At 67.0% G+C, this 17314-nt stretch carries 19 protein-coding genes and 1 other RNA gene; 11 read left to right on the top strand and 9 right to left on the bottom strand.

Features of this window, described 5'->3' with window-relative positions:
* Nucleotides 1-30 precede the first annotated feature (30 nt).
* Both GTZ97_RS03085 and orn read right to left on the bottom strand, forming a co-directional pair.
* Entirely contained in the window at nt 31-393 is a 363-nt protein-coding gene (locus GTZ97_RS03085) for a cupin domain-containing protein (RefSeq protein WP_330863534.1), read from the bottom strand.
* A gap of 5 nt (nt 394-398) precedes the next feature.
* Nucleotides 399-995, bottom strand: coding sequence for an oligoribonuclease (orn, locus tag GTZ97_RS03080; RefSeq protein WP_161649045.1), 597 nt, complete (start codon nt 993-995; stop codon nt 399-401).
* 35 nt (nt 996-1030) lie between these two features.
* On the opposite strand from orn, the gene GTZ97_RS03075 reads away from it, so the two are divergent.
* From GTZ97_RS03075 to GTZ97_RS03060, 4 genes are read left to right on the top strand one after another with little or no spacing between them, the layout of a single operon-like run.
* The gene (locus tag GTZ97_RS03075) at nt 1031-2308 is read left to right on the top strand and encodes a M48 family metallopeptidase (RefSeq protein ID WP_161649044.1); all 1278 of its coding nucleotides are present in this window, start codon (nt 1031-1033) and stop codon (nt 2306-2308) included.
* Nucleotides 2309-2313: 5 nt separating this feature from the next.
* Entirely contained in the window at nt 2314-2664 is a 351-nt protein-coding gene (locus GTZ97_RS03070; RefSeq protein ID WP_161649043.1) for a 4a-hydroxytetrahydrobiopterin dehydratase, read from the top strand.
* The gene (rsgA, locus tag GTZ97_RS03065; RefSeq protein ID WP_161649042.1) at nt 2661-3620 is read left to right on the top strand and encodes a ribosome small subunit-dependent GTPase A; all 960 of its coding nucleotides are present in this window, start codon (nt 2661-2663) and stop codon (nt 3618-3620) included. Before GTZ97_RS03070 ends, rsgA begins: the two co-directional genes overlap by 4 nt.
* Nucleotides 3621-3638: 18 nt before the next feature.
* A complete protein-coding gene (locus GTZ97_RS03060) occupies nt 3639-3911 on the top strand; it encodes a hypothetical protein (RefSeq protein ID WP_201748141.1) in 273 nt (90 codons plus the stop codon).
* Nucleotides 3912-3945: 34 nt separating this feature from the next.
* Here GTZ97_RS03060 and GTZ97_RS03055 read toward each other — a convergent pair whose 3' ends face one another.
* The 6 genes from GTZ97_RS03055 to rpsP all read right to left on the bottom strand — a co-directional run bounded on the left by GTZ97_RS03055 (nt 3946) and on the right by rpsP (nt 7984).
* The gene (locus tag GTZ97_RS03055; RefSeq protein WP_161649041.1) at nt 3946-4944 is read right to left on the bottom strand and encodes a CobD/CbiB family protein; all 999 of its coding nucleotides are present in this window, start codon (nt 4942-4944) and stop codon (nt 3946-3948) included.
* A gap of 55 nt (nt 4945-4999) precedes the next feature.
* Nucleotides 5000-5689 carry a CoA pyrophosphatase gene (locus tag GTZ97_RS03050; RefSeq protein ID WP_161649040.1) on the bottom strand — a complete coding sequence of 230 codons (690 nt, stop codon included), beginning with the start codon at nt 5687-5689 and terminating at the stop codon, nt 5000-5002.
* 109 nt (nt 5690-5798) lie between these two features.
* On the bottom strand, nt 5799-6155 hold the full coding sequence (gene rplS, locus GTZ97_RS03045) for a 50S ribosomal protein L19 (RefSeq protein WP_161649039.1): 357 nt from the start codon (nt 6153-6155) through the stop codon (nt 5799-5801).
* Between the two features lie 74 nt (nt 6156-6229).
* Nucleotides 6230-7036: a tRNA (guanosine(37)-N1)-methyltransferase TrmD gene (gene trmD / locus GTZ97_RS03040; RefSeq protein WP_161649038.1), complete on the bottom strand. Its 807-nt coding sequence runs from the start codon at nt 7034-7036 to the stop codon at nt 6230-6232.
* 14 nt (nt 7037-7050) lie between these two features.
* The gene (gene rimM, locus GTZ97_RS03035; protein WP_161649037.1) at nt 7051-7698 is read right to left on the bottom strand and encodes a ribosome maturation factor RimM; all 648 of its coding nucleotides are present in this window, start codon (nt 7696-7698) and stop codon (nt 7051-7053) included.
* A 28-nt stretch (nt 7699-7726) separates the two neighbouring features.
* Entirely contained in the window at nt 7727-7984 is a 258-nt protein-coding gene (rpsP, locus tag GTZ97_RS03030) for a 30S ribosomal protein S16 (RefSeq protein WP_161649036.1), read from the bottom strand.
* 238 nt (nt 7985-8222) lie between these two features.
* Between rpsP and GTZ97_RS03025 the strand changes: the two genes are divergently transcribed.
* Complete coding sequence (locus GTZ97_RS03025; RefSeq protein WP_161649179.1) at nt 8223-8666, top strand: hypothetical protein; 444 nt, start codon at nt 8223-8225, stop codon at nt 8664-8666.
* 18 nt (nt 8667-8684) lie between these two features.
* On the opposite strand, the gene GTZ97_RS03020 is transcribed toward GTZ97_RS03025, so the two are convergent.
* Complete coding sequence (locus GTZ97_RS03020) at nt 8685-9059, bottom strand: DMT family protein (protein ID WP_161649035.1); 375 nt, start codon at nt 9057-9059, stop codon at nt 8685-8687.
* 92 nt (nt 9060-9151) lie between these two features.
* Here GTZ97_RS03020 and GTZ97_RS03015 point away from each other — a divergent pair, with 92 nt between their 5' ends.
* From GTZ97_RS03015 to GTZ97_RS02990, 6 genes are all read left to right on the top strand, one after another.
* On the top strand, nt 9152-10288 hold the full coding sequence (locus GTZ97_RS03015; RefSeq protein WP_161649034.1) for an AIR synthase-related protein: 1137 nt from the start codon (nt 9152-9154) through the stop codon (nt 10286-10288).
* A 120-nt stretch (nt 10289-10408) separates the two neighbouring features.
* The gene (locus GTZ97_RS03010; RefSeq protein WP_161649033.1) at nt 10409-11560 is read left to right on the top strand and encodes a response regulator; all 1152 of its coding nucleotides are present in this window, start codon (nt 10409-10411) and stop codon (nt 11558-11560) included.
* Nucleotides 11561-11565: 5 nt separating this feature from the next.
* On the top strand, nt 11566-14601 hold the full coding sequence (locus GTZ97_RS03005; protein WP_161649032.1) for an ATP-binding protein: 3036 nt from the start codon (nt 11566-11568) through the stop codon (nt 14599-14601).
* A 47-nt stretch (nt 14602-14648) separates the two neighbouring features.
* Nucleotides 14649-14747: signal recognition particle sRNA small type (gene ffs / locus GTZ97_RS03000), an RNA gene on the top strand.
* Between the two features lie 79 nt (nt 14748-14826).
* Nucleotides 14827-15951, top strand: coding sequence for a 3-dehydroquinate synthase (aroB, locus tag GTZ97_RS02995; protein WP_161649031.1), 1125 nt, complete (start codon nt 14827-14829; stop codon nt 15949-15951).
* Nucleotides 15952-15984: 33 nt separating this feature from the next.
* Nucleotides 15985-17112 (top strand): deoxyguanosinetriphosphate triphosphohydrolase, encoded by a 1128-nt coding sequence (locus GTZ97_RS02990; protein ID WP_161649030.1) that lies wholly within the window; start codon nt 15985-15987, stop codon nt 17110-17112.
* Nucleotides 17113-17314: the final 202 nt, after the last annotated feature.

The raw sequence follows: 17314 nt of genomic DNA, 5'->3' as shown, positions 1-17314 counted from the left end.
GGCAGGCCGTGATGGCCGCGCACGGCGCGATCAGCCCGGGTGGGTGACCACCACGAAATGCTTGCGCACGGGCGCCACCACCTCGAACGCACCCTCAAAGCCGCCCGGGATCACGGCGCCCTGGCCCGCAGCCACCTCGGTGTAGCCGCCGTCTTGGTCGTGCAGGCGCACCAGACCTTCGAGCACGAAAAAATACTCGTGCTTGCCGGGCGGAAACACGATGCGCCAGCGCCCGACCTCGCAGGCCCAGATGCCACTGCTCATCACCCCGTCGGCCGATTCATACAGCGCCCAGGTCTCGCGGCGCGGGTTGCCTTGCTCCAGCCGATCCGGGCGAGGATGATCGATGGTCCCGGCGCCGGTCGGGGCATCGAAGCGGACGATCACGGTCACGGCCCTTACTTCACCAGAAAGTGCTCGCGGTAGTACGCCAGCTCGTCGATGGACTCGTGGATGTCGGCCAGCGCGGTGTGCTTCTGCGCCTTCTTGAAACCCTCGGCCAGACCCGGTTTCCAGCGCTTGGCCAGTTCCTTGAGCGTGCTGACATCGAGGTTGCGGTAGTGGAAGAAGGCTTCCAGCGTGGGCATGTAGTTGGCCAGAAAGCGCCGGTCCTGGCAGATCGAGTTGCCGCACATCGGCGACTTGTTGGCCGGCACGTACTGCTTGAGGAAATCGATCACGGCCTTGGCCGCCTGCTCTTCGTTGACGGTAGACGCCTTGACGCGGTCAATCAGGCCGCTGCGGCCGTGGGTGCCTTTGTTCCAGGCGTCCATGCCGTTAAGGACAGCATCCGTCTGGTGCACCGCGAACACCGGCCCTTCGATGCGCACCGCCAGATCGGGGCTGGTCACCACCACGGCAATCTCGATGATGCGGTCGCTCTCCGGCTTCAGGCCGGTCATTTCGAGGTCGATCCAGATCAGGTTCTGGTCGCTCTTGGCCAGGGTGGCCGGTGCCCCGTCGGGCGTCGAATCGGAGGTAAAGGCTTCGGTCATGAACGGATTGTGCGGCAAACGTACACTCTCGCTCCATGGATGCCAGCACCGTCACCCTGATTTTTGCCTTCTTCGTGGTCGCCTCCCTGTTGACGCGGTTGTGGCTGGATGGCCGCCAGACCCGTCACGTCGCGCGGCACCGCGACGCCGTACCGCCAGCCTTCGCGCAGGACGTGTCGCTGAGCAGCCACCAGCGCGCCGCCAACTACACGCTCGACAAGCTGCGCTTCGGCCTGGTCAACACCGCCGTGTCCACCGCCGTCTTGCTCGGCTGGACCTTGCTGGGCGGTCTGGGCTGGCTTAACGGCGTCGTGCGCGAGGCGGTGTATCCCGAATGGGGCGGTCTGGCCTATCAGCTGGTGCTGGTGGGGGCCTTCCTGCTGATCGGTGGGCTCATCGAATTGCCGCTCGATGCCTGGAACACCTTCCGCATCGAGCAGCGCCACGGCTTCAACCGCATGTCGTGGGGCACGTGGCTGGGCGACCAGTTCAAGGGCGTGCTGGTCGGCGTGCTGCTGGGGGGGCCGATTGCGGCGCTCATCCTGTGGCTGATGGGGGCGGCGGGCGACCTGTGGTGGCTGTGGGCGTGGGCGGCCTGGGTGGCCTTCAGCCTGCTGCTGATGGTGATCTTCCCGCTGTTCATCGCGCCGCTGTTCAACAAGTTCGAGCCGCTGAAGGACACTTACCTCGCCGAGCGCGTGCAGGCGCTGATGCAACGCTGCGGCTTTCAGTCCAAGGGCTTGTTCGTGATGGACGGCAGCCGGCGCTCGGCCCACGCCAACGCCTATTTCACCGGCCTGGGTCGCGCCAAACGAGTGGTGTTCTTCGACACGCTGCTGGCCAAGCTCTCGCATGGCGAGGTCGAGGCCGTGCTGGCCCACGAACTGGGCCATTTCAAGCACCGCCACGTGCTCAAGCGCATGGTCATGATGTTTGGCATCAGCCTGGCGGGCTTTGCGCTGCTGGGCTGGTTGTCCAACCAGGTCGGCTTCTACCAGGGGCTGGGCGTCATGCCCAATCTGCAGGCACCCAACGATGCGCTCGCCCTGCTGCTGTTCATGCTGGCGCTGCCACCGGTGATGTTCTTCGTGGCGCCCGTGTTCTCGGCGCTGTCGCGCCGCGACGAGTACGAAGCCGACACCTATGCCTGCCAGCAGGCCAGCGGCCACGACCTGGCCATGGCGCTGATCAAGCTGTACAAGGACAACTCGTCCACCTTGACGCCCGATCCGCTGTACGTGCGTTTCTACTACTCCCATCCTCCGGCCATCGAGCGCCTGGCCGCAATGAAGGCCCAGGCCGCACCGACGTGAGCACCATGACGCCCCCTATCGCCCCCCTTCCGCTGGCGCAACAACGCTGCAGCCACCAGAGCGGCCCCGCACTGGCGCCCGATGCCCAGGCCGCGCTGTTGCCCCAGTTGGCGGGCTGGTCGCTCGAAGGGCATGGCCGCACCGCCGTGCTCACCCGCACGTTCACCTTTGCCGACTTCCACGCCACCATGGCCTTCGTCAACGCCGTGGCCGCCATTGCCCACGAACAGGATCACCACCCCGACATGCAGGTGAGCTACAACCGCTGCACACTGAGCTGGTCCACCCACTCGGTCGGTGGCCTGTCGATCAACGATTTCATCTGCGCCGCCCACGTGGACGCCCTGGCTGCATGAAGCGCAGCCAGCACGGCGCGCAGGGGCGCAAGGGCCGCGAACGCGCCGCACCGGCCAGTGGTCAGACGGGCCTGGTGGTGGCCACCCATGGGCGCCACGTCATCGTCGAGCAAGCTGACGGGCAGCGCCTGATCTGTCACCCACGGGGCAAGAAATCCGAAGCTGTGGTGGGCGACCGGGTCATCTGGCAGCCCACGCTCGAAGGCGGTGACGAGGGCGTCATCGTGGCGGTCAACGACCGGCGCAACCTGCTGTATCGGCAGGACGAATGGCGCAGCAAATCGTTTGCCGCCAACCTTGACCAGTTGCTGATGTGGATCGCCGTGGAGCCCGTGTTCAGCGAGGTGCAGCTCACGCGCGCGCTGATTGCGGCCAAGGCCGCCGACATCCCGGTGACCATCGTGCTCAACAAGATTGACCTGCCCGGCGCGCCGCAGGCCCGGGCGCGCCTGACGCCCTACACCGCCATGGGCTACCGCGTGGTCGAACTCTCGCTCAAGCAGGAGGCTGAGGCCGCGCGCAGCCAGGTCATGCCGCTGCTGGCAGACCGCGCCACGCTGGTGCTCGGCCCCTCGGGCGCCGGCAAGAGCACGCTGATCAACACGCTGCTGCCTGACGCCGCCGCGGCCGTGGGCGAGATCTCGCAGGCCTTGAACTCCGGCCGCCACACCACGACCAGCTCGCTGTGGTACTGGCTGGATGCGGCCCATACCACTGCCGTGATCGACTCGCCGGGCTTTCAAGAGTTCGGTCTGCACCACATCGCGCCCATGGACCTGGCCCGCCTGATGCCCGATCTGGCGCCCCACGTGGCCGACTGCCGTTTCCACAACTGCACACACCGCCAGGAACCGGGCTGCGCCGTACAGGCCGCCGCGGCGCGTGGCGACATCAGCCCGACGCGGCTGGGCCTGTATACCGCCTTGTTCGATGAACTCAGCCAGCCCCGCTGGTGACCCCCGCCCCGTCACGCCATGACCGATCGCCTTGCCGCCCTGGCCCCCACCCTCGATGCCTTTGCCGCCGGCAGCCTGCCTGTCAGCGAGTTGACCCGCCAGTGGCGCGACGCCGCGCACGCGCATCAACCGGCACTGCCGGCGCGCTATCTGGAAGTGCTCGAGCGCGTGCTGAGCCAGTTGGAAAGCGCCGCGCTGTTCACCGAAGAAAGCTGCTCATTCAGCCAGGCCGACATGGTCGGGGCGCTGCGCGACTGGCTCACGCGGGCCCGCGCACTGCCTGCCTGTTGACGGCGGGCCCGGCGGCGAGACGAGGCCAGCTGCGTCAACCGATGAGGTTGGCCAGCGACAGCAAGGCCAGCAACAGCATCCACAGCACGACGGAACGCCAGATCAGGCCCACCACGCTGCGCAAGTGCGCCGGCTGGGGGTCGGCTCCGAAGGTGCTGCCTTGCGCCTGGATGACGTCGGGCGTGTCGCCCTGGGTCATGGTGCGACTGACATCGCGTGCCTGCTCGGCCACGCTGGGTGCCACCTGCCCACCCAGGCGCACGCCCAACGCGCCGGAGGCCGCCGACAGGATGGTGCCCTCGTTGGCCCGCACCCACAGCACGGCGTGGCGCCGCCAGGCATCCACCGCGTCCTCGAAGTTGCCGACCACGGCAAAACCGAAGGCCGTCAGGCGGGCCGGGACGTGGTCCAGCCAGGAAAACAGCGTTTGCGACAGACCCATGAGCCGGTCGTGCGTGGGCGTGCCGGTGACCTGGCTCTTGTACGACCAATAGCGGCTGGCGAACTCGGCCATGCGATAGAGCACCGCGCCGGCCGGGCCCAGGCCCACGGTCGACAGCGCCACGAACCAGAAGAACACGCCGAACACATGGCGGTGCGCCGCCAGCAACGAATACTCGAGCACGTGGCGCAGGATCTCGGTGCGGGGCAGTTCGCTGGCGTCCAGGTTCTGCCAGTGGGCCAGCAACTCGCGCGCACGGTCTTCACGGCCCTGCTCCAGCGCGTCGCGGATGGCGGTGAAGTGGTGGCTGAACTGCCGAAAGCCCAACGTGAAATACAGAATGGCCACGTCGAACAGCAGGGCCAGCACCGTGCTGTAGCGGTCGATCAGCACATAGACCAGCGCCACCAGCACGGCCGGCGCCACCACGGTCACACCCCAGACGACCTTGGCATGGACCTCGTCGCCTGCGTCGAAATTGCGACCGGCCCAGCGCACCCAGCCCACCAGCCCGTGGTGGATGGGATTGAGGTTGGACAGGGGTTTGAGCTGCTCGGCCAGAAGCGCAAACAGCACCGCGAAGAAACTCATGCCGGGATCATAGCTGCCACGGGCGCCGGCCGATGGCCGGAAATGGGCACCCGCATCAGGCAGACAGGAATCGGTACAGATTACGCAACATCGCCGCAGTCGCGCCCCAGATGAAGTACTCCTTGTCAGCCGCTGACTGCCAGGGCATGGAGAAGAACGACAGCTGGTTGCCCGCGAAGTCGAACGCGCGGCGCTGGTGGTGACGCGGGTTCATCAGAAAGTGCAGCGGCACCTCGAAGGCCTCCTCGACCTCACCCGGATCGGGCTGCAGCGCCAGCAGCGGATGCTCATGGGGCGCCGGCTCGATCAGGCCCACCACCGGCGTGACGATGAAGCCGGTGGCCGTGGTGTAGGTGGGCAAGCTGCCCAGCACCTGCACGCGCTCCGGCGCCAAGCCGATCTCCTCATGGGCCTCGCGCAAGGCGGTCGCCACGGGGGTGGGGTCGTCGGGCTCGCTGCGCCCACCGGGGAAGCTGATCTGTCCGGCGTGCTTGCGCAGGTGCGAGGTGCGCTGGGTCAGCAGCACCGCCGCCTCGTCGCGCATGACCAGCGGCACCAGCACGGCCGCGGCCACCGGCTCGGCTGCGGGCACCCAGCGCTCGACCTCGACCTCCGGCCGCCAAACCGGCGGACGACGGAAGCGGTCCAGCAGCGCGTCGCGCGACCAGCGGGTCGAGTCGACGGGCGGCAGGTGCTCGTCCAGCCCGAGCAGATCGGCGCGACGGGGATCAATGATCAGCGACATGAAGCGACCATGAGAAAAGCCGCCGTCGCCAACGCGAGAGCGGCTTGAGAGCGCAAGGAGCGCAGCAACCGTGGCGGGACCGTGTGGTGCACCGCCACGCGCCCGCCGATCAGGCGAGCTTTTCCTTGATGCGTGCGGACTTGCCGGAACGCTGACGGAGGTAGTACAGCTTGGCGCGGCGCACGTCGCCACGGCGCTTGACTTCGATGCCGGCGATCAGCGGGCTGTACAGCTGGAACGTCCGCTCGACGCCTTCGCCGCTCGAAATCTTGCGAACGATGAAGCTGGAGTTCAGGCCGCGGTTGCGCCGGGCGATGACCACGCCTTCGTAGGCCTGGACGCGCTTGCGGGTACCTTCCACCACGTTGACGCTGACGATCACGGTGTCGCCAGGGGCAAACTCGGGGATGTTCTTGTTCAGACGAGCAATTTCTTCCTGCTCGAGCTGTTGGATGATGTTGGACATCAGAGGCTCCTAGATGATCGTGCCCGCGCCTGAAGAAATCGGGTTGGCCGGGTAGAGGATCGGAAAACCGCAGATTATAGCGTCAATCCGCGGAGAAAGTCTTCATCCTTGCGCGAGAGCTCACCGCGCGCCCGCGCAGCCTCGATCAGCTCGGGGCGACGGCGTGCCGTCAGCGCCAGTTGTTGCTCGCGCCGCCAGCGGGCGATCTCGGCGTGGTGACCTGACAGCAGCACCGGCGGCACCGGCATCTCGACCGTCTCTCCTGCGTCACCCGATGCGGCCGCATCGCGCGCCGCAAGGCGCAACACCTCGGGCCGGCTGTAATGCGGGCAGTCGAGCAGCCCGTTGGAAAAGCTGTCCTGCTCGTGCGAGGCGGCGTCGTGCAGCACACCCGGCTGCAGCCGGGCCACGGCGTCCATCAGTGTGAGCGCGGGCAGCTCGCCCCCCGAGAGCACGTAATCGCCGAGGCTGACCTCTTCGTCCACGTGGGCGTCGATGAAGCGCTGGTCAATGCCCTCGTAACGCCCGCACAGCAGCACGCAGCCCGGCGATTGCGCCAGTTCGGCCACGCGCGACTGGGTCAGGGGGCGGCCAGCGGGGCTGAACAACAGCACGGGCAGGCGCGGGGCACCGCTGGCGGCCTGCTCGGCGCGGATGGCGGCCAGGCAGCGCGCCAGGGGCTCCACCAGCATGACCATGCCAGGGCCACCGCCAAACGGCCGATCATCCACCCGCCGGTAGGCGCCTTCGGCGTGCTCGCGCAGCGGCCACAGGTGCACATCGACCAGGCGCTGCTCGAACGCCCGGCGCGTGACGCCGACATGCTGAAACGGCCCGAACAGCTCAGGAAACAGGGTGATGACGTCGAAACGGACGGCCATGGGCGGCCCTCGGGTCAGTAGTCCAGACCCCAGTCGGCCACGATACGGCGGTCGGCCAAACTGACGCTGTCGATGTAGGCCGACACGAAGGGGATCAGGCGCTCGGCCGGCTTGCCATCGGCATCGGCGAACTCGCAGCGCAACACACAGTGAGGACCGGTGTCCAGCAGATCAACCACGCGACCCAGGGCGGCGCCGTCGCGGTTGAACACATCCAGGCCGATCAGGTCGACCCAGTAGAACTCGTCTTCGTCTGGCGTCGGAAAGGCGGCGCGCGACACAAAGACACGGGCACCCTTGAGCGACTCGGCCGTGTTGCGGTCATCGATGCCTTCGGCCGTGACGACGATGGCATCGCCCTGCTCACGTGCCTGCCGGACTTTCAGAAAACGGGGGCGCGACAAGCGCGCAGGCGCAGCGGCAACCGATGCAGCTGCGGCTGCAGTCGGGCGCGGCAATGCGGCGCCGGGCTGAGCCTCTGCGGGACGCAGAAACCAGCGTTTGGTGCAGAACAAGGCCTGGGGCTCGGAAGAAAACGGCAACACCTTGAAGCCGCCCTTCACCCCCCAGGCATCCAGCACGCGACCGACTTCGACCGCGTCTTCCGGCCACACCTCACCGTCTTCGAGCACAGGGCGATCAGAGACGGTGCGGTTGTTCATGCGGCCGGAATGGGGCTGGCGTGCTGGCTCAGGCCGCAGCGGCCTTGGCCTTGGCTTCGCGCAGCAGGCGGGTCACGGTTTCGGACAGCTGAGCGCCGTTCTTCACCCAGTAGTCGATGCGGTCGGTGGCGACGCGCAGCGATTCAGCCTGGCCGGAAGCCACGGGGTTGTAGAAGCCCACGCGCTCCAGGAAGCGGCCGTCACGGCGGCAGCGGGAATCGGCAGCAACGATGTTGTAGAACGGGCGCTTCTTGGAGCCGCCACGTGCGAGTCGAATCACGACCATGATGTGTCCTTCAAGTTGAATCAAACCACCGACACCCGAGGGAGACACACCGGGGCGACGGTCTATGTGGCACCCTGCCCCCGGGAGCGCACACTGCACCCCAACCAGGACAAGACCACGTCGGTCGGCCCACTTAGATACGCGCCGGGTTCGCACCCAGCGTGGGCCAGAAAACCGCGCATTATAGTGGTCGCGCAACGTCCTTGTGTAGTTCTTTCTCGCAGACACCATGCCGAGCCTGAAATCCAAGACCCTGGCCACCTGGGCCGCCGTCGTCGGCGGGCCTTTTGGCCTGCACCGCTTCTACCTTCACGGCCTGAACGACTGGCTGGGCTGGCTGCTGCCCGTGCCCACGCTGCTGGGCGCCTGGGGGCTGCGCCGCGTGGCCGAGCTGGGTCAGGATGACCGCCTCGCCTGGGTGCTGATGCCCCTGCTGGGCTTCACGGTGGCGGCCACCATGCTGCAGGCCATCGTCTTCGGGCTCATGCCAGACGAGCGCTGGCACGCCCGCTACAACCCGGATGCGCCGCCCGACGCCCAACCGGCCAGCGGCTGGGGCGCCGTGCTGGGTGTCATCGTGGCCCTGCTGGTCGGCGCCACGGTGCTGATGTCCACCATTGCGTTTTCCGGACAGCGTTACTTTGAGTACCAGGTCGAAGAGGCGCTGAAGATGAGCCAGTGAGGCGCGCCGCGCCAGGGCTCACCCCCGGAACATGAAGTAAGCCGCCCCGACCAGACACAGCCCCGCCCACAGATAATCGAGCTTGAGCGGCTGGCCCAGGTAGAACACGGCGAACGGCACGAACACGCTCAGCGTGATCACCTCCTGCATGATCTTGAGTTGGGCCACGCTGAAGTGCTGCACACCGATGCGGTTGGCCGGCACTTGCAGCAGGTATTCGAACAGCGCGATGCCCCAGCTGATGAGCGCCGCGATCACCCACGGCTTGTGCGCCAGGTTTTTGAGGTGGCCGTACCAGGCAAAGGTCATGAAGACATTGGACAGCACCAGCAGGCCCACCGTCTGAACGGGAACAGGCAAGGCCGCGGACAGAGAAGCAAGGAATCCGGTCATGCAGACACTCCAGGAAGACGTCCGATTGTCGCCACGGGCGCGCCACGGTACGGGATAATTGCGGGTTTTCCGCTTTCAGACGCCGACTGCCCATGACCGCCGCCACGCCCGAGAACCCGTCTTCGAACCAGGCTCCGCTCACCTACGACCAGGCCGGCGTCAACTACGACCTGATCGATCCGCTGAAGGTGGCCGCCCAGCGCGCCGCCGCCCAAACGGGCGCTCACCTGGGCAGCCATGGCTTCAGCGAGGTGCTGGCTTCGCGCGGCGAATCGGCCTACGTGGTCGATGTGGGCCCGATGTACCTGGCCTCCATCGTCGAGTGCCTGGGTACCAAGACCCTGGTGGCCGACGAGATGGCCGCGCTGACGGGCCGGAGCTACTACGACAGCATCGCGCAGGACACGATCGCCATGGCCGTCAACGACCTCATCACAGTGGGCGCGACGCCCCTGGTCGTGCAGGCCTACTGGGCGGCCGGCGGCTCCGACTGGTTCGGCGACAAGGTACGCGCCAACGCGCTGGTGGCGGGCTGGAAGAAGGCCTGCGAGGTCTGCAACGTGGCCTGGGGCGGTGGCGAGACCCCCGCGCTGGCGGGCATCGTGGCTGACGGCCGCGTGGACCTGGCCGCCTCGTGCACCGGCATCATCAGCCCCAAGACTCGCCTGTCTGTGGGCGACAAATTGGGCGCGGGCGACGCCATCGTCTTCCTGGCTTCCAGCGGCATCCACGCCAACGGCCTGTCGCTGGCGCGCAAGCTGGCCGAGCGGCTGCCCCAGGGCTACCTGACCGACATCGGCAACGGCCAGACTTACGGCGAGGCCCTGCTGGCGCCCACGGTGCTGTATTCGCCCGTGACCGAGGCCCTGGCCAAAGAAGGCATCATCCCCAACTACTGTGCCAACGTCACCGGCCACGGCTGGCGCAAGCTGCTGCGCCACCCCAAGCAGCTGACTTACCGCATCACCCACGTGCCGCCCAAGACGCCCGTGCTGGCCTTCATGCAACAGGAATGCGGCCTGGACGACCACGAAGCCTACGGCACGCTCAACATGGGCGCCGGCTTCGCCCTGTATGTGGCGGCCGACCAGGCCGAGCGCGTGGTGGCCATCTCGAAGACCCTGGGCATCGACGCCTGGGTGGCCGGCCGCGTGGAAGACGGCCCCAAGCAGGTGGTGATCGAGCCGCTGGGTGTGACATACGGCGCAGACGAGTTGCAGCTGCGCTGAACCGCGGGGAGCGCTGCGGCTCAAGTCCGGCGCGCCATTGCACGATATCCCTCCAGGGGCAGCAGGCCCCGACGCGAGCGCCACCGCCACGACGCGGCTGGCCGATCCAGGGAGGGAACAATGGACCGTGCAAAACTGCTGGTGGCGGATGACGATGACGTCACGCTGACCATGCTCGACGCCGCGTTGTCGGCACAACATGAGGTTGTGGCCGTCACCGGCGGCCAGGCGGCGCTGAAGGCCGCCCGATCCCGCGCCTTTGATCTGGTCCTGCTGGATGTGGACATGCCGGACATGGACGGCTACACCGCGTGCCAGGCCCTCAAGGCCGCGCCGGAGACGGCCGAGCTACCCGTGCTGTTCCTCTCAGCCCGCGTGAATCTGGACGAGCGGCTGCGTGGCTACCGCGTCGGCGCCAGCGACTACCTCACCAAGCCATTCGAGGTGGCCGAGCTGCACGCCAAGATCGCGCACGCCGTCGAACAGCGCGAACGCCAGCGCGCGCTGAGCGGCCAGCTCGACGAGGCGATGAACGCGGTGTTGAGCACGGCCAACCTGTACGGCGAAGTGGGCGTGGTGCTCAGCTTCCAGCGCCGACTGGCTGAATGCCGGACCTACCGTGCGCTGGCCGACGCGTTCTTCGACACGCTGGCCCAGATGGGTCTGGATGGCTGCATCCGGCTGGTCGGCCGCGCTGGCGTCTGGTCGGGCACGGCGCGCGCCGAATGCAGCGCCCTGGAGAACTCGCTGCTGGACCACATCGAGCAAAACAAGGGGCCCAGCATCCAGCCTGTCGGCCATGACAACACCAGTTTTCATTACGGCAGCGTGGTGATGCTGGTGCGCGGGCTGCCGCAATCGCCGTCTCCGGCGCAATTCGACCCCGACACCATCGAGCGCCTCGCCCGCGCAAAGGACAACGTCGCGCTGCTGGCCGAAGGGCTGGTGGCACGCATGCGCGCGCTGGACGCTGAGAATCAACACCACGATGCCGAGCACGCGCGTCGTCTCGTCGCCCTCACCCGCGAAACGCTGGTGGACATCGCCGCACAACAGCACGCCAACCGCATGCACCTGGAACAGGTGTTCCAGCGCATGCGGACCGCAATCGAGCATGCCTACATCCATCTGGGGCTGTCGGAGACACAGGAGGAGCTGCTGTCGGACACGGTACAGCGTCACCTCGAACAGGCCATGTCCATCTTCGACCAGAGCAACCAGATCGATGCGCACATGCAGCGACTGATCCGCAAGCTCAACGGTGATGCCTGACAGCGATGCATGACGGTCTGCTGGACACCACGCTGGCACAGGTTCGGTCGCGGATCGACGGCGAGGTTCTGAAATCCGTCCGAGTGGCGGTGGCCATCTCGGCGCTGGGTGGCATCCTGCTGCTGATCGCCCTGACGGTGATCCCGCACCAGTCGGTCACCATGCAGGAGTCGCGGCTGGGCAGTTGCATCATCCTTACCGTCATCGCCCTGATTGCCCTGGCACTGGCCCGTTGGCGGGGCGCGCGCGCCAGCGTGGTGTTTTTCGCCATCGGCCTGTATGTGCTGGCCTTCGGGATCGCGGTCTATCTGGGCACGGGGGTGGGTTCGGCCGGCACCGTGATCCCGGCAGCCATGATTGCGGTGATCTCGTTCACGCTGGGGCCCCGCATCGGCCTGTGGTGGACGCGCATGGCCATCGCCGGCGTCGTGGCGCTGCTGTACCTGGAGCTCGCCGGGCACATCCCCGGCATCCGCGGCGGCAACATCCCGCCGGCGGCGTCGTATGCCGTGGTCAACATCATTGTCTTTCTGGTGATTGGCTCGCTGATCAGCCGCTACAGCACGGTGTTCTGGGAGGCCCTACGGGCGCTTGATGGCGCACGGGGTCACCTGCAGGCTCAGGTGGACACCCTGGAGCGCACCCGGGCCGAGCTGCTCGACAGCGAGCAGCGCCTGTCCACCCTGCTCGACCACGCCCCGCTGGCCATCATGATCTTTGACCAGCACAACGGCGCGCTGCGCTACGCCAACCGCCACGCATTGCAGGCCCATGGCGTCGCCTCGCTGGAGGATCTGGCCGATCAGGCCCTCTTCAGCGACGGCCCCTACCACCGCGAGGCCATGCTGCAGGCCGTGCGCGAGACATGGAGCAGTGGCGCGCGCGACCTGCAATGGCGCAGCCGCGGGGCGGACGGCGAACCCATGTGGTGGGCACTCAATCTGAACGTGCTGTCGCTGGACGGTCAGCCGCATGTTGTCGCGTTCGGCCACGACATCACCGCGCGGCTGAAGGCCGAACGTGCCCTCATCGAACACCGCGCCCACCTGGCCGAACAAGTTCGCGAGCGCACGGCCGAGGTGATGCAGCAGCAGCGCCGCCTGGAAACCATCATCGAAGCGCTGCCCGTCAGCCTGACGATCAAGGACCGCCATGGGCGCTACCAGCTGTGCAACCGCTTGTTCGAGCAGGCCACCCGTCTGAGCCGCAGCCAACTGCTGGGGCGCACTGCCGAAGAGGTCTTCCCGGCCCACATGGCCGAGCAGATCCGACGCGACGACGATGCGCTGCTGACGGGCACGCCGGGCGTACGCTACGAGATGTCGCGCACGCGCCGCAACGGCGAGCAACGCGACCACCTGGTCACCAAGGTGGCCCTGCCCGGCGCGGATGGCCAGCCCGAAGCCGTGCTCACCCTGTCGGTGGACATTTCCGATCAGAAGGCCTTGCAGCGCGAGCTGTCCGATGCCAAGAACGAAGCCGAGCGGCTGGCCAGCGTCAAGAGCGCCTTTCTGGCCAACATGAGTCACGAGATACGCACCCCGCTGCATGGCATGCTCGGTTTGACGCAGCTCGGCTTGCGCGAAGACGCCCCGCCCCCGGTGCGGCAGGCGCTGACACGCATCCAGCACGCCGGGCGGCATCTGCTGGGCGTCATCAACGACATCCTCGACTTCTCCAAGATCGATGCGGGCAAGCTCCCCATCGCCTGCTGTGCCATCGACCCGCAAGCGGTGGCACAGGACGCGCTCACGATGGTCTCGCAGCGCGCGCGCGACAAGGGGCTGGCCCTGCGGTTTGATGCCGGCGCGGGCCTGCCGCCAGCCGTGCTGGGCGACCCCCTGCGGATTCGCCAGATCCTCATCAACCTGTTGAGCAACGCCATCAAGTTCACGCACGAAGGCGGCGTTGTCCTGCAACTCACCCAGGAGGAAGACCAGCTGCACTTCGTGGTGGAAGACACCGGCATGGGGCTGCATCCCGAGATGCACGAGCGGGTGTTCTCACCGTTCGAGCAGGCCGATGGTTCGACCTCGCGGCGTTTTGGCGGCACTGGCCTGGGCCTGAGCATCAGCCGTCAGCTGGCCCGCCTGATGGGCGGAGACCTCACGCTGCGCAGCCAGCTCGGCCAGGGCGCCACCTTCACGCTCACGCTGCCGCTCCAGGTGACCGACGCGCCGGCCCCCTCCGAAGCCACGCAAGGCACCGGTGCACTGTGGCCTGGCGTGGCTCACCTGCAAGGGCTGCGCATCCTGGCCGCCGACGACGTGGACATCAACCGTGACATTCTTGTGGGGCTGCTGAACCAGCAGGGGGCCGAAGTGCACTGCGTCGAAGACGGCCGACAGGCCCTTCTGCAGCTCAAGCAGCACGGCCCGGGCTACTTCGACATCGCGCTGATGGACGTGCAGATGCCCGTGATGAACGGCCTGCAGGCCACCGAATTGCTGCACATGATCGATGCCGATCTGCCCGTTGTGGCCCTGACCGCACACGCTTTGCCCGAGGAGCGGTTGCGCTGCGAACAAGCCGGCATGGTGGGCCACCTGAGCAAGCCCTTCGAGGCAGACGACATGCTGCGCCTGGTGTTGCGATACACGCGTCGCCAGCCGGAGGCCCCATCGGCCACACCATCAACCGCTCCCTTGCAAGCGACCGGCTGCGCGCCCACCACGCGGTATGAAGCGCAGGCCCCGTCGATTGACTACGACGCCGCGCTCAGACGGTGCGGCGACCGTGCCGATCTGCTGCGCACCCTGCTGACCCGCTTCCGCGACGAACAGGCCGATTGCGTGGTGCGCTGCCAGGATGCCTGGTCCTCGCACGCCGAACGGGGGCGGCAACTCGCCCACCGGTTAAAAGGCACTGCAGGCAACCTGGGCATGACGGCACTGGCCGAGCAAGCCGGACTGCTGGAAGCCGCCATGGCGACAGCCGATCCTGCGGCCGTACGGCGCGCCATGACCGCGCTCCAGGGCTCGCTCGACCTGCACCTGGCCAGTCTGTCGTGCTGGCTGGCGCAACAGACCACACCCGCCTGACGGCCAGCCACAAACGGGCTGGCGGCGCATCGCATACAATCCACGGTGACGGGCCTCCCCGCATGGGGGCGCGGCCAACCGGGTCAGGTCGGGAACGAAGCAGCCCTAACCGTTTGCCTTCAGTGCCGGGGTTAAGGCTCGTCACCCTTCTTCTGTCCGGGCTGGATGCCCTCCCTGTCGCACACGGCCTGATCACCGGCCCTTGTTCGTGACCTGACCGCATCCATGTCCCTGAATCCGCTTCCTCCCGCGCGCCCCGCCCCCGCCGGCACCAGCAAGGTCGTGATCGACCTGGGCGACCGCAGTTATGACATCCTCATCGGCGAGGGCCTGCTGCAGGAAGCCGACACCTTTGCCGGCCTGCCCCGCTCGTCGAAGGCGCTCATCGTCACCAACACCACGGTCGGCCCCCTGTACACGGCGCGGCTGCGCGCCGCCATTGCCCCGCTGCACAAGCAGGTGCTGGATGTCGAATTGCCCGATGGGGAACAGTACAAGGACTGGCCGGCGCTGAACCAGGTCTTCACCAAGCTGCTGGAAGAGGCGGCCGACCGCAAGACGGTGTTGTACGCGCTGGGTGGCGGCGTGGTGGGCGACATGACCGGCTTTGCGGCGGCGTGCTACATGCGGGGCGTGCCCTTCGTGCAGGTACCGACGACCTTGCTGGCCCAGGTGGATTCGAGCGTGGGCGGCAAAACTGCCATCAACCACCCGGCGGGCAAGAACATGATCGGCGCGTTCTACCAGCCGCAGCGGGTGATCTGCGACCTGGTCACGCTCGACACCCTGCCCCAGCGCGAGCTGCTGGCTGGCCTGGCCGAGGTCATCAAGTACGGCCCCATCGCGGACGCCGACTTCCTGGGCTGGCTGGAGGCGCACATGGACGCCCTGCTCGCCCGCGACCGTCAGGCCCTCAAATACGCCGTGCAGCGCTCGTGCGAGATCAAGGCCTGGGTGGTGGGGCAAGACGAGAAAGAGTCCGGCCTGCGCGCCATCCTGAACTACGGCCACACCTTCGGCCATGCCATCGAAGCCGGCCTGGGCTATGGCGAGTGGCTGCACGGCGAGGCCGTCGGCTGCGGCATGGTGATGGCGGCCGACCTGTCTGCCCGGTTGGGGCTGATCGACGAGGCCACCGCGCAGCGCATCCAGGCCCTGATTGCGCGCACCGGTCTGCCGGTCAAGGGGCCTGATCTGGGTGCCGATCGCTATCTCGAGCTGATGCAGGTCGACAAGAAGGCCGAAGGCGGCGAGATCCGCTTCGTCGTGATCGGCCCGCTCGGGCAGGCCAGCACGCGACCCGCACCGGAGGCCATGGTGCGCGATGTGCTCGCCACCTACACCCGCTGAATGGGCCCTGCCCTCACCCACTGATCGCACACCATGTGGCTCGCCCCTTACGCCAGTCATCCTGAACAGACGCGTGGGCGCCGTCATCCCGAGCCGCCCGCGCCCACGCGCAGCGACTTCCAGCGCGACCGCGACCGCATCGTGCACAGCACGGCGTTTCGGCGCCTGGTCTACAAGACGCAGGTCTTCTTGAACCACGAGGGTGACCTGTTCCGCACGCGGCTGACGCATTCGCTCGAGGTGGCACAGCTGGGTCGCTCGATTGCGCGGTCATTGGGCCTGAACGAGGATCTGGTCGAGGCCGTTGCGCTGGCGCACGATCTGGGTCACACCCCATTCGGCCATGCTGGCCAGGACACGCTGGACGACTGCATGAAGCCTCATGGCGGCTTCGAGCACAACCTGCAGTCCCTGCGCGTGGTCGACGAACTTGAAGAGCGCTACCCCGCCTTCAACGGTCTGAACCTCAGCTTCGAGACCCGCGAGGGCATCCTCAAGCACTGCTCGCGCAAGCATGCCGAGATGCTCGAAGCCCAGGAACCACGCGGCGTGGGCCGACGCTTCATCGACGGCACGCAGCCCAGCCTTGAGGCCCAGCTGTGCAACCTGGCCGACGAGATTGCCTACAACGCCCACGACATCGACGACGGCGTGCGCTCCGGCCTGATCACGCTGGAGCAGCTCGATGCGGTGCCGCTGTTCGTGCGCTTTCGCGATGCGACCTTGAAAGAGTTCCCCCAGGTGCGCGGGCGACGTCTGCTGTTCGATGCGATTCGCCGCATGCTGTCCCAGCAGGTGTACGACGTCATCGACGCCACGCGGGCGCGCATCGCAGAGCACATGCCGCTGAATGCCGATGAAGCGCGCCTGTGCCCGCCGCTGGTGCGCTTCAGTGCCGAGATGCGCGAGGCCAGCACCCAGCTCAAGCGCTTCCTGTTTCGTGAGCTCTACCGCCATGAACAGGTCAACGACACCACGGCTCGCGCGAAGCGGGTCGTGGCCGAGCTGTTCCACGCGTACGCCGAGCAGCCCCACGAGATGCAAAGCGGCTTTGCGCAGCGCGAAGACCGCCACCGTGCCGTGGCCGATTACATCGCCGGCATGACCGACCGCTTCGCGCTGCGCGAGCACGAGCGGCTCACCGGCTCAAGGCTGTTCTGATCCACCTCCCCCCGCAGGCATGGGGGATGTGCGTAAACAAGTGTGATGGGGCCTCAAGTCGACAGCAGACGCTGCCGACAACATCAGACCGCGCCCATTTGCCGCGAGCACACACCGCAAGACGGGCTCAAAAACGGCAAATAAATCACTCAAGTCGACACCAGATCGTTCGATAACCCAAGCAACGGTGCTTGACAAGGTA

It is taken from the genome of Aquabacterium fontiphilum (assembly GCF_009909205.1).
Classification (GTDB): Bacteria; Pseudomonadota; Gammaproteobacteria; order Burkholderiales; family Burkholderiaceae_C; genus Aquabacterium; species Aquabacterium fontiphilum.
Note: the sequence above shows the minus strand (reverse complement) of the source record. Positions and strands in the feature narration are given on the sequence as shown.

What these genes read in the sequence shown, in the direction of transcription:
- orn (WP_161649045.1), bottom strand. Translation starts at nt 995, where the DNA reads ATGACCGAAGCCTTTACCTCCGATTCGACGCCCGACGGGGCACCGGCC.
- GTZ97_RS03075 (WP_161649044.1), top strand. Translation starts at nt 1,031, where the DNA reads ATGGATGCCAGCACCGTCACCCTGATTTTTGCCTTCTTCGTGGTCGCC.
- GTZ97_RS03070 (WP_161649043.1), top strand. Translation starts at nt 2,314, where the DNA reads ATGACGCCCCCTATCGCCCCCCTTCCGCTGGCGCAACAACGCTGCAGC.
- rsgA (WP_161649042.1), top strand. Translation starts at nt 2,661, where the DNA reads ATGAAGCGCAGCCAGCACGGCGCGCAGGGGCGCAAGGGCCGCGAACGC.
- GTZ97_RS03060 (WP_201748141.1), top strand. Translation starts at nt 3,639, where the DNA reads ATGACCGATCGCCTTGCCGCCCTGGCCCCCACCCTCGATGCCTTTGCC.
- GTZ97_RS03055 (WP_161649041.1), bottom strand. Translation starts at nt 4,944, where the DNA reads ATGAGTTTCTTCGCGGTGCTGTTTGCGCTTCTGGCCGAGCAGCTCAAA.
- GTZ97_RS03050 (WP_161649040.1), bottom strand. Translation starts at nt 5,689, where the DNA reads ATGTCGCTGATCATTGATCCCCGTCGCGCCGATCTGCTCGGGCTGGAC.
- rplS (WP_161649039.1), bottom strand. Translation starts at nt 6,155, where the DNA reads ATGTCCAACATCATCCAACAGCTCGAGCAGGAAGAAATTGCTCGTCTG.
- trmD (WP_161649038.1), bottom strand. Translation starts at nt 7,036, where the DNA reads ATGGCCGTCCGTTTCGACGTCATCACCCTGTTTCCTGAGCTGTTCGGG.
- rimM (WP_161649037.1), bottom strand. Translation starts at nt 7,698, where the DNA reads ATGAACAACCGCACCGTCTCTGATCGCCCTGTGCTCGAAGACGGTGAG.
- rpsP (WP_161649036.1), bottom strand. Translation starts at nt 7,984, where the DNA reads ATGGTCGTGATTCGACTCGCACGTGGCGGCTCCAAGAAGCGCCCGTTC.
- GTZ97_RS03020 (WP_161649035.1), bottom strand. Translation starts at nt 9,059, where the DNA reads ATGACCGGATTCCTTGCTTCTCTGTCCGCGGCCTTGCCTGTTCCCGTT.
- GTZ97_RS03015 (WP_161649034.1), top strand. Translation starts at nt 9,152, where the DNA reads ATGACCGCCGCCACGCCCGAGAACCCGTCTTCGAACCAGGCTCCGCTC.
- GTZ97_RS03010 (WP_161649033.1), top strand. Translation starts at nt 10,409, where the DNA reads ATGGACCGTGCAAAACTGCTGGTGGCGGATGACGATGACGTCACGCTG.
- GTZ97_RS03005 (WP_161649032.1), top strand. Translation starts at nt 11,566, where the DNA reads ATGCATGACGGTCTGCTGGACACCACGCTGGCACAGGTTCGGTCGCGG.
- aroB (WP_161649031.1), top strand. Translation starts at nt 14,827, where the DNA reads ATGTCCCTGAATCCGCTTCCTCCCGCGCGCCCCGCCCCCGCCGGCACC.
- GTZ97_RS02990 (WP_161649030.1), top strand. Translation starts at nt 15,985, where the DNA reads ATGTGGCTCGCCCCTTACGCCAGTCATCCTGAACAGACGCGTGGGCGC.